The organism is Allobosea sp. BK604, assembly GCF_004341515.1.
GTDB lineage: Bacteria > Pseudomonadota > Alphaproteobacteria > Rhizobiales > Beijerinckiaceae > Allobosea.
The window spans coordinates 621289-635803 of record NZ_SLZF01000003.1 but is presented as its reverse complement, the minus strand read 5'-3'; the positions used below and the strand labels follow the sequence as shown (position 1 = coordinate 635803).

Genomic DNA, 14515 nt, shown 5'->3' with positions numbered 1-14515 from the left:
AGAACACACGAGTGGCGAATACAAGTGAAAAAAGGTTGTGACGCGATTTTTTGAAATTCGGTAGTGGGTTTAAATCATCGTCTACTCGAAAGAACGTATGCACCCGCCGGAACGAACGGAGGCAGCCCGGCGCATGGCGCCGGGCTGTTCACAGGCTCAAGTTCCCGTTCAGAACTTGTAGTTCACGCCGGCGCGAAGGACGCCGCCGCCGCTGCTGCTATCCGTGGTCGCAGTATAGGTTCCGGCGGGAAGCACGCCGCCCGGGCCGTTGACAAAGAAACGGTTCTTACGTCCCTCGCTGTTGTCGACGTAGAGACCTTCGACCTTCACCGTCCAGTTGTTGGTGATGGCATATTCGACGCCGCCACCGATGGTCCAGCCGACATTGCTGGTGTTGTTGCCGGTCAGCGGATTGCTGTTCAAGCCGCCATAGGCGAGACCGCCGGTGACGTAGAGCAAGGTCCGGTCGATGGCGTAGCCGATGCGGGCGCGGACGGTGCCGAAATAGCCGCCGTCATCCTCGCCCCTCGCCCACCAGCTATAGGGACCCCAGGAGACGCCGCCGTTCATGGCAACATACTGGATGTCGGTCTCGAGACCGTAGACGATCGAGCCGGACTGCCAGTTATAGCCGATCTGACCGCCGCCGACGAAGGTGCCGTCGCTGCCGCCGCCGGACAGGACACCGGATGAGGCGGCCGTCGGGCCGGAGACGACGACGTCCCGCGAGCCCGCCCAGCCCACGCCGGCATTGAGACCGACATAGAAGCCGGTCCAGGTGAACGCAGGAGCGTAGACCATGGGAGGAGGGGCCTTACGGGACGGCAGGTCGGCCGCGTAGGTCGACGTCGCCAGGAACGTCGCCAGGACGGCCGTGGATACGAGTGTTATACGCATGCTGTTCTCCAAATGCTCCAATAGTGAAACTTCAGCTACGCGCGCCGGCGGTGCCGGTATCGCCCGCCTCTGTGGCGCGAGAGTTCTGAGCGTCCAAAATGCCCCGCACTTCGAGTTCTTCCTGCGGCCACGAATAGACTGCCCGCCCGAATATTTCCGAGCGGCCGCATCGGTGATCGCAGTTTTCAGCTAGCCGTTTCGCGCCAACACGGAGACGAGTCTTGCCATCTCACGCCAAACTCGACTGTTCATCATTGGCTGTGACATTCATGTCCGCCGGCTGTTCGCGGCTTGAACTATACGGTTGCACCGTGGGGCAGGGAGCCGCGCGCTAGCGCTCTACGAGGCCTGGACGATCAGATTCTCCGGTCGCCCTCGGGCAGACCCCAGCGGGCCCATTCCGGCCCGATCTGCGCGAACCGGAATTGGCAGTGGCTCGCACCGCGGGCAGGGGTCTGTGTCCGCTCCAGATGGACGCCGCGCGCCGCCGAGATAGGGCATCTGGGCGAGCACGATCTCGAACTCGTCCATCACCTCCTGCTTGATCGCATCGATATCGGAGAGCTGCGCGCGTTCGCGCAAGGCCGCCTCGGCAAGGTCGAGGCGCTGGCGCATGGCGGCTTCCATCGAACCGCGATGCGCCTCGTAGACCGGATGAATGTCAGCCATGACACGCCTCCAACCCGCACGATCAGCCTATTTTGGACCGGCCTGCCGATCCACCGCTACAGCGCCTTTGCGAACTGCGGTAAATCCGGGCGAGCCGCGTGATCAGGCGGGAACGTAGGTCAATCTCATCGTGTCCTCGTCCATTAGATCGCTGGCCACGAGGCGGAGCCGCGGCCGGGGACCGGCGAAGAATGGCTTGCCGCGGCCAAGCACGACGGGATGCAAGTAAAGCCGATACTCATCGATGAGGCCGGTCAGGTTTTGCGCCAACTCGGGTCCGGAAACCGAAATCTCGCCTGCCAGCTCACGCTTCAGCCCGCCTATCGCCGCCTCGACATCATCCGCGATGAGCGTGGCGTTGGGGCCGACCGAATTCAGCGAGCGCGAAACGACCCATTTCGGCTGGTTCCGCCACGCCGCCGCGAATTCGTGCAGCTCCGGGGTCCATTCGGGATGGTCTTCGTCAAAATAGCTCATGATCTCGTACATGCGACGGCCGTACACGCTGCCGGTCAGGCCGCGCACATGCTCTATCCAGTGACGGAAGAGCGCGGGACCGGGCGCAAATTCCTCATGGTCGACATAGCCGTCCAGGGACAGGTTCATTCCGAAGACGAGCTTGGCCACGCGCAGATTCTCCAGCCCCAGGCTCGCCAGGGTATCCTTAGCCGCCATCATGCGGAAGGGAGATGGGGTGCAGATTGCGCCCGGCGGTTGACTCGGTCGGCTCGTTCGGCAACACTTTGCCATATGGTGAAGTATCAAGCATCGGCCATTGACCGCACGTTCTCGGCGCTCGCCGATCCCACCCGGCGCTATGTCCTGCTGCGGCTGAAGGACGAGCCCGGTCTCTCCGTGAGCGAGCTCGCCCGGCCGTTTTCGCTGAAGCTTCCGGGGATGATGAAGCATCTCGATGTCCTGTCGGATGCGGGATTGATCACGCGGACCAAGAACGGGCGCACGGTTTCGGTCAGCCTCTCGGCCGGGCCGATGCGGGAGGCGATGGAGTGGCTGAGGCGCTACGAGAGTTTGTGGACGGTCAGCATCGACAGGCTCGTCGCGCTGGTGGAAGAGGACGAGGAGCAATGACCGATACCCTGCCGAGCGTGACCATCGTGCGCCGGATCAAGGCCTCCCCGGCCAGGATCTACGCGGCGATCACGCAGCCCGAACAGATGATGCAGTGGTGGGGCCCCGACGCAGGGCCGACGCTGAAAGCCGAGGCGGATGTGCGGCCGGGAGGCCGATTCAGCGTCGTCTTCCGTCTGCTGAACGGCGAGGAGCACAATCCCACTGGGATCTATCGGGAGGTGATTCCCGAGAAGAAGCTCGTCTTCACCTGGGAATGGCCGGGAATGCCGGAGCGGGAATCCCTGGTCACGTTCCTGCTCGAGCCGATCGAGGGCGGCACGAGGCTGACGCTGACCCACGAGCATCTTCCCGACGAAGACGCACGCAAGAGTCACGAGCAAGGCTGGGCGGGCCTGCTCGACAAGCTGCCGATTTTCCTTGGAGATGCCGAATGACCGACCTGATCCTGACGACCTTCGATTGGGTCCCCGAGATGCCGCGCGGCCATGTGCGCGATATAAGGGTGCGCTGGGCGCTGGAAGAGGCCGGGCTGGCCTATCGTGTCGAGAGCACGCCATTCACCGCGCGGAATGCCGAGCATTTCTCGCACCAGCCCTTTGGCCAGGTGCCTTGGCTGACGGATGGCGACATCTCGATCTTCGAGAGCGGCGCGATCCTGCTTCATCTGGGCGAGCGCAGCGACGCGCTGATGCCCGCCGATCCGCGCGATCGCAGCGTCGCCAGGGAATGGCTGTTCGCGGCGCTGGCTTCGGTCGAAGCCGCGAGCCAGCCCTGGTCTTTCTTCAAGTTCTCGGGGGACACTGACGAAACGCCAATGCGGGCTTTTTTCGATGGCTTCCTCGAAGCCCGTCTGAAGCATATGGAGACGGTCCTTGTTGCCCGCGAATGGCTTGCCGGGACTTTCTCGATTGCCGACATCCTGATGGCGGATGTGCTGCGCCTCGTCGATCGCTTCGAGGGCCTGACCGATTATCCCGCCTGCCGCGACTATGTCGCGCGCGCCACGGCGCGGCCGGCCTTCGTAAAGGCTCATGCCGATCAGATGGCGCATTTCGCAGCGGCGGACTAGGGCCTGTACTCCAAGAGGACCGATCCTAAAGCGGCTCGACAACGTCCTGCTTGAAGAGGAGCGAAAGCTCCGGGCTCATGCCATCGAAGATCGGCAGGGTCGCGGCGCCCAGCGCCGGCGTATCCGGGCCCATCTCGGCCGCGATGATCCGAGGGATTTCGGCATTGTTCGAGCTGACACTGCGCGGCAGCGGCAGGATGCGCTTGATCAGCGCGGCGAGCACCGGCTGGGGCAGGACGCCGCCGAGCACGACCGCCTGCGGATCGAGCATGTTCTCGATCATGACGATGGCCTGGCGCAGGCTCGCTGCCGCTTCGTCGAGCCAGACGGAGAGGCGAGGATCGCCATCGGCGAGGGCGCGCGATATCCGGTCGAGATCATCATGGCGGATCGCGTCTCCGCGGCCCTCGTCGAGCGCCCTTAGCGCCAGCGCGACCGAGGCATAGCGCTCGAGGCAGCCGCGATTGCCACAGGGACAGGGCCGGCCGCCGGTGTCGACGACGAGATGGCCGATCTCGCCGGACTTGCCATAGCCGCCGCGATAGGGCTGGCCGCGCAGGAAAAGCCCGCCGCCAATGCCCGCGCCGACATAGATATAAGCGAAATCGGTCAGCGACTTGCCGGCGCCGTAGAGCCGCTCGCCGATCGCGGCCGCGGTCGCGTCATTCTCGAGCAGGACCGGCAGCTCGAGCTTGTTCTGGAGTGATTGGCGCAGCGGCAGGTCTTTCCAGCCGGGCAGCGTGGTCTCGCCGAGCGCAACGAGGCGGTCATCCTCCAGGATCGCGGGGATGACGAGGCCGACGCCCCAGACCCGGCGCCGGGCCACGTTCTGCCGGGTCAGCATCTCGGCGGTCGTCCGTGCGATCTCGTCGAGGACCGCCTCGGGCGCACCCGAGGGCAGCTCGAGCTTGACCCGGTCGCGCACCGTGCCGGCGACGTCGGTGAGGATGACGAGCAGCACGCCATGGCTGAAGGATATGCCGAAGGTGAAGCCGCCATCGGGATTGAGGTCGAGCTCGACCGCCGGCTGGCCACGTGCCCCGCTGCGCCGGTTGACGTTGCGGACGAGCCCGGCCTCGCTCAGCTCGGCGATGATGTTGGAAATGGTCTGCGGCGCCAGGCCGGTGGCGCGGGTGATCTCGGCGCGCGAAAGCGGCGCTTGCAGGCGGATGGTCTCGAGCACGACCCGGCGGTTGAACCGTTTCGCGTGGTCCATATTGGCGCCGAGCAGCTTCATCCCATCCCTGCCTCACCCGCTGCGACCAGATCACCGGACCAGATACCGTATCCGGGTCTATGATCTAGCTCGTTGTTTCACATCGGCTTTTTCCGAAAGCCGCGATCCGTTTTTCGGGCCAATGCGCTAGTACAGCTTACGGACGTTGCCGTCATCTAACCCAAGGGAACTATGCCGGATAAGCATTTTGATGTCCGCTGGGGCCGAGGGCCGCGCTCGCGCCGAGACGGAGCTTGCCAAGCAGCCCCGGGTCCGATTAAATCACTTTAATGGAATAAATCGGGGATGCAAAATTCACCCGATATCCGAGAGGGGATCAGATCATGGCTGAGCATCAGGGAGTGAAGACCGGCCTGTCGCGGCGGGCGGTCCTGGCGGCAGGCGGAGCCGCCGCTGTGACGACTTACGGCTTCGGCGCGCGGGCGCAGGAGATGAATGTCCGCTTCGTCGGCGAGCGCTATCCCGCGCTGGAATTCTACGTGAAGAAGCTGCAGGCGGCGCTGCCGAATGTGAAGGTCACAGCCGACCTTATGCCGAACGCGCCGCTGAAGGAATTGCAGACGATCACGCTGTCCTCGGGCGCCGACTCGATCGACATCATGCTCGGCAACGACCTGACCATTGCGAATTTCGCGCAGAATGGCTGGCTCGAGCCGCTCGACGAATACATCGCCAAGTACAGGGACGAGTACAAGCTCGACGATTTCGCCAAGACGGCGATGAGCTCGGCCTCGTTCGGCGGCAAGGTCTACGGTCTGCCTGTGCTGACCAACACCCAGCTCATGGCCTACCGGCAGGATCTGTTCGAGGGCAAGGGGCTGAAGCCGCCGACCTCCTTCGAGGAGTATATCGCCGCGGCCGGTGCGCTGAACTCGCCATCGGTCGCCGGCACGGTGATGACGCTGAAGGGCGACGGCGTGCTCAACGAGGGGCACTGGTACCTGAATGCGCTCGGCGACGGTTGGTTCGACGCCAACAAGAAGCCGGTCTTCAACAGCACGAAGGGCGTCGCCGCGATCGAGACGATGAAGTCGCTGACGCGCTTCGCGCCGCGCGGCTACACCGCCAATGGCAATGACGAGTCGACCATCCTTTTCCAGCAGGGCGCGGCGGCGATGGGCATGCAATGGCTCACCCGCACCGCCGCGATGGACCGGCCGGACCAGTCGAAGGTGATCGGCAAGATCAGCTGGGCGCCGCCGCCACGTGGCGGGCAGGTCGTCGTCGCCGACACGTTCGCGATCTCAAAATTCTCCTCGCGCAACAAGGACACGCTGTTCCGCCTGCTCGCCGCGACGCTCTCGCCGGCCAACCAGCGCGAGGGCGCGAGCCTGGCCTGCCCGACGCGCGTCTCGGTGCTGGAGGATCCGGAGCTGCGCCAGCGCTTCCGCTATTACAGCGTGCTGGTACCGGCGCTGGAGAAGGGCGCGACCTTCCCGAAATTCGCCGAGTTCAAGGAAGTCAGCGAGACCGTCACCCGCCGCATCCTGCAGGCCGTCACCGGCGAGATGCCGGTCAAGGAGGCGCTCGATGTCGGGGCGAAGGAGGCGGAGGAGTTCCTGACCCGCAGGGGCGTCTACAAGTAGGCGCCCAGCCTCCAGCCCTCGCCCGGCCGAGCCGCTCTCTGACAGTCAGCATCTGGAAAGGCCGGCCCGGCAGGACAATGGCAGCCTCGTCTTCATCAGCGCGGGCCTATCCGCGAGAGCGGTCCCTGTGGCTGTTCGTGCTGCCGAGCGCGCTGGTCGTGCTCGGCGTGCAACTCTATCCGGTCGCCTACGCGCTCTGGCTGAGCTTCTTCGACTATCATGTCGGCCAGCCACAGGCCCATTTCGTCGGCTTCGGCAATTATCTCGCATTGCTCGGCCAGGACCGGGTCTGGGCCGCGCTGCGCACAACGTTGATCCTGGTCGCCAGCTCGCTCGCCATCGAATTCGCGCTCGGGCTGCTGCTGGCGCTCGGGCTCTACAAGCTGACGCGCGGGGCGCGGATCTTCTCGACGCTGATCTTCGTGCCCTATCTGATCACGCCGGTGGTGGCGGCGCTGTTCCTGCGCTGGATCTTCGCGGCGCGCTGGGGGCTGGCCGATGCGGTGATCGCCTCCTTCGACATCTTCCCGCCGGACTGGCTGGGCTCGCCGGTCTGGGCCTTCGTCACGATCATCGTCGCGGATATCTGGCAATTCACGCCCTTCGTGATGCTGATCCTCTATGCCGGCCTGCAGGGCATCGACGAGTCGCTGCTGGCGGCCGGGCGGATCGACGGGGCCTCGGGCGCGCGACTGGTCTGGCACATCATCCTGCCGGCGCTCCGGCCGCAGATCCTGTTCGTGCTGGCGATCCGGCTGATGGATTCCTTCCGGACCTTCGACAGCATCTATGTGCTGACCGGCGGCGGCCCGGGCACCGCGACCGAGACGCTGACCATGTACACCTACGCCATGGCCTTCAAGCAGCTCGATCTCGGCCGCGCCTCGACCTTGGGCGTGCTGACCATGCTGATCGTCACCGGGCTGACGCTGATGATCATCTCGCTGATGTATCGGCGCGAGAAGGGGGCGTTCTGATGGCGCGCCTCCTTGCCCAGCCGCTCACCGTCTTCCTGCTGTCGCTGTTCACGCTGTTCAGCCTGACGCCGATCATCTGGGCGGTGATGATCTCGCTCAAGCAGCCGGCCGACGCCTTCTCGATTCCGCCGCGGCTGCTGTTCGAGCCGACCTTCCGCTTCCATTACGAGATCTGGGCCGAGCGCCGCTTCGTCGAGTTCTTCCTCAACAGCGCGATCATCGCGCTCGGCACGGTCTTCATCTCCGTGCCGCTCGGCACGCTCGCGGCCTACGGCCTGTCGCGGCTGGAGAGCCGGCTCAGCCGCTCCTACCTGATGGGCCTGCTGGTCATCAGGATGTTCCCGCACATCCTGCTGCTGATCCCGTTCTTCATCGTGGCGCGCTCGTTGTCGCTGATCGACACCTATCCGGCGATGATCGCGGCGATGGTGGCGATCAACCAGCCCTTCACGGTCTGGCTGATGCGCAGCTTCTTCCTGGAGATCCCGCGCGAGCTCGACGAGGCCGCGACGATCGACGGCTGCAATGCCTGGACGACCTTCACCAAGGTCATCCTGCCGCTGGCCAAGCCCGGCATCGTGGTGACCTCGCTGTTCAGCCTGCTGCTCGCTTATAACGAGTTCCTGTTCGCGCTGATCCTGACCGGCGGCAACACCAAGACCCTGCCGGTGGCGATCGCCGAATATGGCGGCGAGGACCTGAACTACTGGTCGCTCTCGGCCGCCGGCGCGATCGGCATCATGCTGCCGATCCTGCTCTTCATGCTGTTCTTCCAGCGTCATCTCGTCCGCGGCCTGACCATCGGCGCGGTGAAGGGATGAGCCATGACGATCGAACCGAGCTGCCCATGAACGCTTCCAGCCAGAATCCTGTCGACGAAAGCGTTATCGACGGCTTCATCAGGGCGCAGGCGAGCGCCGTGCCGGAGACGAGCCGTTCGGTGCGGGAGCAGATCGGCACGCTCGGCCTAAGTCCGGCCCGGCATCTCGTCCTCGTCGGCTCCGGCACCTCGCTCAATGCGCTAATGGTCGCCAAGCCGGGCTTCGAGGCTGGAGGGGCCTTCGTCGAGGTGCTCAATCCCGGCGCCTTCCTGGCGCGCCTGCCGGCTCTGTCCACCGATGTGCAGGTGATCGCGCTCTCGCAGACCGGCACGAGCGAGACCACCGTCGCCGCGGTACGGCGGGCGCAGCAGAACGGCCTGCGCTGCCTGACGATCACCGCCGAGGCGCAAAGCCCGATCGCCCAGGTCGCCGCCAGCACACTCGCGCTGCCGATCGGGCCGGAGCCGGTCGGGCCGAAAACCAAGGGCTATACCGCCTCGCTGGCGGCCCTGTTCGCGCTGGCGCCGGCGCTCGGTGGTTCAGCGGCGCCGGCGGAGATCGGCGAGGCCGAGATCGCGGCGATCATTGCGGAGACGACGCCGCCGGCCTTCGCGCTCGCGGCCGAGCTCGACGATTGCGACGGCTTGCTTTTTGTCGGCGAGGGCCGACATCTCGGCACGGCGCTCGAGGCCTCGCTCAAGGTCGCGGAGATGACCGGCGTGCCCGCTGCCGCCTTTCCGACCGAAGAGGCGATGCATGGCCGCTTCCATGGCCTGACCGCGAAGAGCCTGTGCGTCATGATCGTGGCGGATGAGGCAGAGCGCGCGCTTGCTGCCCATGCGGCGCAGGTGATGGCCGGGCTCGGCGTGCGCATCGTGATCCTGAACCTCACATCCGCGTCGACGTCCTATGACTGGATGAGGCCCGCGGCATTGCCGGCGCCATACGACGCCATAGCCGCCATCATCCCCATCCAGCGACTGGCCCAGGCGATGGCGGCGCGACGGGGAATTCCACCACATCTGATGCGGTTTCCCGGGCTTTCCAAGCGTCTCGGCATCAAGATCGACCGGCTGACATGAAGACCGTCTTCGCAATCGATATCGGCGGAACCGCCATCAAATACGGTCTCGTTGCCGAGGGCGGGCGTGTTCTGAGCCGCGGCGAGCGGCCGTTCAACCGACAGCTGCCCTTTGCCGGCGTGATCGACCAGCTTGCCGGACTCTACGAGGACATGGCGGCAACGAGCGGAGCGGCCGACGCGATTGCGGTGGCGATGCCTGGCTACGCTTTGCCGGAGAGCGGCATCGTCGTCGATGGCGGCGGCAACGTCCCGGCGCTGCGGGACGGATCGGTCTCGGAGGCACTGAGGCAGCGCCTGGGACGTCCGGTCTGGTTCGAGAATGACGGCGTTGCCGCGGCGCTGGGCGAGCTGCATTTCGGCGCCGGTCGCAGCGTGTCGCGCTTCGTCCTGATGACCTTCGGGACGGGCGTCGGCGGGGCCGTCGTGCTCGACGGCGCGCCCGTGACCGGCGCGCAGGGCGAGCCGCCGGAGCTCGGCGCGATCATCGTCGGGGTCGACGCGCAGGGCGCGCCGCTCGGCCTCGAGGCGGCCGCGTCGGCGACCGGCATCCTGCGCGCCTACGCCGCCCGGTCGACTGCCGTGGTGACCTCGAGCCGCATCCTGTTCGAACGTGCCGAGGCGGGCGATCCTGCAGCGCTCGCGGCGATCGATGGCGCCTGCCGCGCGATCGCGCAGGCGGCGGGAACGCTGATCAATGCGCTCGGCCTCGACGCCGTCATTCTCGGTGGCGGCGTGTCGGCGGCCGGCGAAGCCCTGGCCGGGCGGGTCCGGTCGCATCTGCCGGCCTTCACCTGGCCCTTCCTTGCCGCGCGGGCCGAAGTCCGCATCGCTGAGCTCGGCAATTCCGCGGGGCTGCTCGGTGTCGCGGCCACAGCCTTCGCAGGTCTGGCGGCCGAGGCCAGGCGCAAGACGCCGGCGCGATCGGCGCCGACATCACGATGAAGCAGGATCTCTTGCCGACTACGTGGCGATCCCGTTCATCGGCTCCAGCGCTGCGGGAATATCGGCCTCTCCCAGCAGTTCCCTGAGCTCGATCTCGATGGTGCGGCTGATCTGCGAGATCGGGACGTCGTTGGCGCCGCCTTCGAAAGGGTTGGAGGTGCTGTCGCCGACCTGGTCCAGCGAGGTGTACATCCAGCCGACGAGGACGCTCAGCGGAATGACCAGCCAGACCATGTGTCCTTTCATGAAGCCGGCAACGTCGTTGTTCAGCTGGGCGAACTGACCGATCAGGCCGAAAGGCAGCAGGGCGCAGAAGATGATCACGAAGAGCCTGCTGACGATCGCGTATTGTCTCGGGTAGGGGAAATTCTTGACCCGCTCGCTCTTCGTCTGCTGGTCGACGAGATCGCGCAGCAGCTTCGCCAGCTCCGAATAGGCCTGCGGTGTGATGGCGCCGCTATCCAGCAGCGATTTGATGTCGGCGCTTCGCATCGTGAGAACGGCGGCGGCCGGGTTCGAGGCGCGCAACATCGTCTCGATGTCGGCCGGCGGCAGATATTTCCTCAGCTCGTCGCGCAGCGACGTCTCCTGCTCGATGACGCGATAGAATTTCCGGAAGTCGGCATTCTCCTTCTGGTTCGCAGTCTCCCAGGGCCGGGGGCTGCGCAGCTGGAAGCGAAGCGCGGTGAGCCAGGCCAGGTGCCGGTCGACGAGCCGGCGCGACGCCTCGCCGCTGACGAAGTCGCGGCACACGATCCCCCAGACCCGGCTGCTCGCCGCCATCGAGGACCAGATCTGCTGGGCCTCCAGGCTTCGGCTATAGGTCTGGGTGTTCTTGAAGCCGGCGACCAGGGCCACGGTTGTTCCGAGGAGAAGGACGACCGACCAGGGCAACACGAGCCATTTGAGTCCCAGCATCATGTAGATCAGCACCGGCGCGGTGCTGACGATCAGAAGCCAAAGCACGTTCCGCTTCGACCAGTTCAGAAAATCATAGGCCTTGTAAGAGCGCCCGACATGCATGTCCGTTCTCCCCGTTCGATCTCAGGCAAGGCCTGCTCAGGCGGCGGCAAGCTTGTCCGCGCGTGAGCGGCGGATCGCCCAGAGGGTGAGCAGGATCCCGAAGAGGGCGGGCATCGTCACCGCCGGGAAATCGCGCGGAATGACCGATGGAGCGCAGATGCCGACCGCGACCTCCCAGAAATGGAAGAGCGCGTGGGCGCTCAGCCAGAGTGTGGCAGCGGCCCAGAGGCCGATGCGACGCTCGGGGATGACGAAGCCGAGTATGAAGGCCACGCCGAGGAAGAGCTGGATCATCCCGATATCGCGCACGAAGTGCTGGTTGAAGAAGCCGGTATCGGTCACCCCAGGCACGAGCTCATACCAGGCCAGGGGGTTGATGAGCATGAAGAGGCCGTTCAGTGAGAGGAAGGCTCCGTTGAAGGCCACCATTGCGATGACGGCCGCGCTGACGGCCCGGCTGTCCGTGGTGCTGGTCATGGTCATGCCCTTCCGCGTTTGGATCGGGTGGCTGTCCGGGACGGGCGGCGCGCTCAGGCGCGCGCCGCGGAGGCAGCGAGCCAGTCCTCGAAGCGGGTCGGCCCCAGGCGCGGTTGACCGAGCGGCCTCAGCGACTTGTCGTTGAGCTCGGCGCCGAAATAGCGGGCGCGCGTATCGGCGATCACCTGATGCTTGTCGCCCTTGAAGGCCAGGAACTGCCGGGCGAACGCATCCATCGGGATCGATTCCGGCCCGGCGACCTCGACGGTCCCGTTGACGGGGGCGCCGACCGCCAGATCGGCGAGCACGGCCGAGACGTCATTCGAGGCGATGGGCTGGAACAGCGCCGGCGACAGGCGGAAGACCTCGCCATCCGCGCTCGACTGGACGATGGCGTTGGCGAACTCGAAGAACTGCGTCGCCTGCAGGATCGTATAGGGGATCCCGGACGCCTTGATCAGGCCCTCCTGAGCATCCTTGGCGCGCAGATAACCGCTATCGGGATTGCGGCCGGTGCCGACGACCGAGAGGGCGACGTGATGTCCGACGCCCGCGGCGGCCTCGGCTGCGAGCAGGTTGCGCCCGGAGGTCTGAAAGAACTCAAGAACGGCCTTGTCCTCGAAGGACGGCGAATTGGCCACGTCGACGACGACCTGGGCGTTGGACAGCGCCTCGGCCAATCCCTCGCGGGTGATCGTGTTGACGCCCGTGTTCGGGGAAGCGGCGACGACGTCATGGCCGGATGCGCGAAGCCTGTTCACGACATTCGTGCCGATGAGGCCGGTGCCGCCGATGACCACGATCTTCATGTGCTTGCTCCGCTCGACAAAGGATCGCGCCGATCGCGATCCGGTGAGAGGAGGATGCCCCTTAGCCGGCCGAAAGACCTTGCGGAGGGCTTGAGCGGAGCTTGAATTTCCCTTGGTTGTTCGTCCAAGCGAGGCCCGGCCCGCTGGCCAAAGCGGTATGGCATGCTATCTACCGCCAACTCGCCTCGTGATGGCGTCGTGGAGCGCCGCCATGCAGTTCCTGTTCGAAGGTCATGTGCTCGATCCCGACCGGCGCGAGCTGAGGCGCGGAGCCGAGGTGATCGCGATCGGGCCGCAGGTCTTCGACCTCCTTGCATATCTGGTGCGGAACCGCGAGCACGTCGTCAGCAAGGACGACCTGCTGGAGGCGGTCTGGGCCGGGCGGATCGTCTCGGAATCGACGCTGACCAGCCATATCAACGCGGTCCGCAAGGCGATTGGCGACAGCGGCGAGGAGCAGCGGCTGATCAAGACGATCGCCCGGAAGGGTTTTCGCTTCGTCGCGACGGTCACGGAAACGCAGCCGGCGGAGGGCGCACGCTCAACCGAGGCCGAGCCGGCCACGCCGGACGAGCCGGCGGCGCTGCCGCTTCCCGACAAGCCGTCCATCGCCGTCCTGCCGTTCCAGAACATGAGCGGCGATCCGGAACAGGACTATTTCGCCGATGGCGTGGTCGAGGACATCGTGACGGCCCTGTCGCGCATCCGCTGGCTCTTCGTCGTCGCGCGGAACTCGAGCTTCACCTACAAGGGCCGCGCGGTGGATGTGAAGCAGGTCGGGCGTGAGCTCGGTGTCCGCTACGTGCTGGAAGGCAGCGTGCGCAAGGCCGCGAACCGCGTGCGCATCACCGGGCAGCTGGTCGATGCGACCACCGGCGCCCATCTCTGGGCGGAGCGCTTCGAGGGCACGCTCGACGATATTTTCGAGCTGCAGGACCAGGTCGCCGCGAGCGTCGTCGGCGCGATGGCGCCGCAGCTGGAGCGCGCCGAGATCGAGCGCGCGCAGCGGACGCCGACCACGAGCCTGACCGCCTATGACTGCTATCTGCGCGGCCTCGCCCATGTCCAGCAGGGCAGCAGGGAGGCGATCGATACCGCGTTACCGCTGTTCTATCGGGCGATCGAGCTCGATCCGGCATTCGCGTCGGCCTACGGGATGGCGGCCTGGTGCTATTTCTGGCGCAAGGTCAATGGCTGGATGGCCGATCCCGCTGAGGATGCCGAGGGCATCCGGCTCGCGCGCAAGGCCATCGAGCAGGGCCGGGACGATGCGGTCGCGCTGACGCGGGGCGGGCATGCGCTCTCCCATTTCACCGGCGATCTCGATGCCAGCATCGCCTTGCTCGACCGCGCGGTCATGCTCAATCCGAGCCTGGCCCCGGCCTGGTTCCTGGGTGGCTATCTCAGGGTCTGGCACGGCGAGGCAGATGCGGCGATCACGCATTTCAGCCATGCCATGCGCCTGAGCCCGCTCGATCCGGAGATGTATCGCATGCAGGCGGGGATGGCGGCGGCGCATCTCTTCGCCGGGCGCTTCGATGCCGCCTCGTCATGGGCGGAGAAGGCCTTCACGAACCTGCCGAGCTTTCTGCTCGTGGGCTGCATCGTCGTGGCAAGCCACGCGCTGGCGCAGCGCATGGAGCAGGCGCAGCGGGCGCGCGACCATCTGCTCCAGCTCCATCCCTCGCTGCGCATTTCGGAGATCACGACTTGGCTCCCGGTCCTGCGGGAGGAGGATATCGCGCTCCTCGCGAGCGGCCTGCGCAAGGCAGGCCTCCCGGAGTGAGGGGCGCCGCGAGGCGGCGCGATTAGGCTTTTGTTTTATCGCATTT

Annotated in this window: 15 protein-coding genes and 1 pseudogene; 9 read left to right on the top strand and 7 right to left on the bottom strand. The window is 65.8% G+C overall.

All coding sequences use genetic code 11. The annotated features are described in order from the left end of the window. Positions 1–168: 168 nt before the first annotated feature. The 3 genes and pseudogenes from EV560_RS12450 to EV560_RS12440 all read right to left on the bottom strand — a co-directional run bounded on the left by EV560_RS12450 (position 169) and on the right by EV560_RS12440 (position 2193). Complete coding sequence (locus EV560_RS12450) at positions 169–897, bottom strand: outer membrane protein (protein WP_131856046.1); 729 nt, start codon at positions 895–897, stop codon at positions 169–171. 480 nt (positions 898–1377) lie between these two features. Continuing rightward, positions 1378–1566: pseudogene (locus tag EV560_RS12445) on the bottom strand (L-2-amino-thiazoline-4-carboxylic acid hydrolase); the annotation flags it as partial. Positions 1567–1668: 102 nt separating this feature from the next. Next, a complete protein-coding gene (locus EV560_RS12440) occupies positions 1669–2193 on the bottom strand; it encodes a dihydrofolate reductase family protein (protein ID WP_131856045.1) in 525 nt (174 codons plus the stop codon). 123 nt (positions 2194–2316) lie between these two features. On the opposite strand from EV560_RS12440, the gene EV560_RS12435 reads away from it, so the two are divergent. Genes EV560_RS12435 through EV560_RS12425 form a run of 3 tightly spaced genes read left to right on the top strand, consistent with a single transcriptional unit; the run spans position 2317 to position 3727 of the window. Further along, the gene (locus EV560_RS12435; RefSeq protein WP_131856044.1) at positions 2317–2655 is read left to right on the top strand and encodes an ArsR/SmtB family transcription factor; all 339 of its coding nucleotides are present in this window, start codon (positions 2317–2319) and stop codon (positions 2653–2655) included. Beyond that, positions 2652–3092, top strand: coding sequence for an SRPBCC family protein (locus EV560_RS12430; protein WP_131856043.1), 441 nt, complete (start codon positions 2652–2654; stop codon positions 3090–3092). Before EV560_RS12435 ends, EV560_RS12430 begins: the two co-directional genes overlap by 4 nt. After that, positions 3089–3727 carry a glutathione S-transferase family protein gene (locus EV560_RS12425; protein WP_131856042.1) on the top strand — a complete coding sequence of 213 codons (639 nt, stop codon included), beginning with the start codon at positions 3089–3091 and terminating at the stop codon, positions 3725–3727. Before EV560_RS12430 ends, EV560_RS12425 begins: the two co-directional genes overlap by 4 nt. A gap of 25 nt (positions 3728–3752) precedes the next feature. On the opposite strand, the gene EV560_RS12420 is transcribed toward EV560_RS12425, so the two are convergent. Further along, positions 3753–4964, bottom strand: a complete 1212-nt coding sequence (locus EV560_RS12420; RefSeq protein ID WP_131856041.1) for an ROK family transcriptional regulator — start codon at positions 4962–4964, stop codon at positions 3753–3755. A gap of 323 nt (positions 4965–5287) precedes the next feature. Between EV560_RS12420 and EV560_RS12415 the strand changes: the two genes are divergently transcribed. From EV560_RS12415 to EV560_RS12395, 5 genes are all read left to right on the top strand, one after another. Then, entirely contained in the window at positions 5288–6550 is a 1263-nt protein-coding gene (locus EV560_RS12415) for an extracellular solute-binding protein (RefSeq protein WP_131856040.1), read from the top strand. 77 nt (positions 6551–6627) lie between these two features. Then, the gene (locus EV560_RS12410) at positions 6628–7527 is read left to right on the top strand and encodes a carbohydrate ABC transporter permease (RefSeq protein WP_131856039.1); all 900 of its coding nucleotides are present in this window, start codon (positions 6628–6630) and stop codon (positions 7525–7527) included. Continuing rightward, the gene (locus EV560_RS12405) at positions 7527–8348 is read left to right on the top strand and encodes a carbohydrate ABC transporter permease (protein ID WP_131856038.1); all 822 of its coding nucleotides are present in this window, start codon (positions 7527–7529) and stop codon (positions 8346–8348) included. Before EV560_RS12410 ends, EV560_RS12405 begins: the two co-directional genes overlap by 1 nt. 26 nt (positions 8349–8374) lie before the next feature. Then, positions 8375–9430, top strand: coding sequence for an SIS domain-containing protein (locus tag EV560_RS12400; RefSeq protein ID WP_165923431.1), 1056 nt, complete (start codon positions 8375–8377; stop codon positions 9428–9430). Beyond that, positions 9427–10374 (top strand): ROK family protein, encoded by a 948-nt coding sequence (locus EV560_RS12395; protein ID WP_131856036.1) that lies wholly within the window; start codon positions 9427–9429, stop codon positions 10372–10374. The genes EV560_RS12400 and EV560_RS12395 overlap by 4 nt, the downstream gene beginning before the upstream one ends. Positions 10375–10392: 18 nt before the next feature. Here the strand turns inward: EV560_RS12395 and EV560_RS12390 are convergent, their stop codons facing one another. From EV560_RS12390 to EV560_RS12380, 3 genes are read right to left on the bottom strand one after another with little or no spacing between them, the layout of a single operon-like run. Continuing rightward, on the bottom strand, positions 10393–11397 hold the full coding sequence (locus EV560_RS12390; protein WP_131856035.1) for a bestrophin family protein: 1005 nt from the start codon (positions 11395–11397) through the stop codon (positions 10393–10395). A 36-nt stretch (positions 11398–11433) separates the two neighbouring features. Then, entirely contained in the window at positions 11434–11874 is a 441-nt protein-coding gene (locus EV560_RS12385; protein WP_248312014.1) for a hypothetical protein, read from the bottom strand. A 53-nt stretch (positions 11875–11927) separates the two neighbouring features. After that, positions 11928–12683: an SDR family oxidoreductase gene (locus EV560_RS12380; RefSeq protein ID WP_131856034.1), complete on the bottom strand. Its 756-nt coding sequence runs from the start codon at positions 12681–12683 to the stop codon at positions 11928–11930. 211 nt (positions 12684–12894) lie between these two features. On the opposite strand from EV560_RS12380, the gene EV560_RS12375 reads away from it, so the two are divergent. Further along, on the top strand, positions 12895–14469 hold the full coding sequence (locus EV560_RS12375; RefSeq protein ID WP_131856033.1) for a winged helix-turn-helix domain-containing protein: 1575 nt from the start codon (positions 12895–12897) through the stop codon (positions 14467–14469). The last annotated feature ends 46 nt before the right edge of the window (positions 14470–14515 follow it).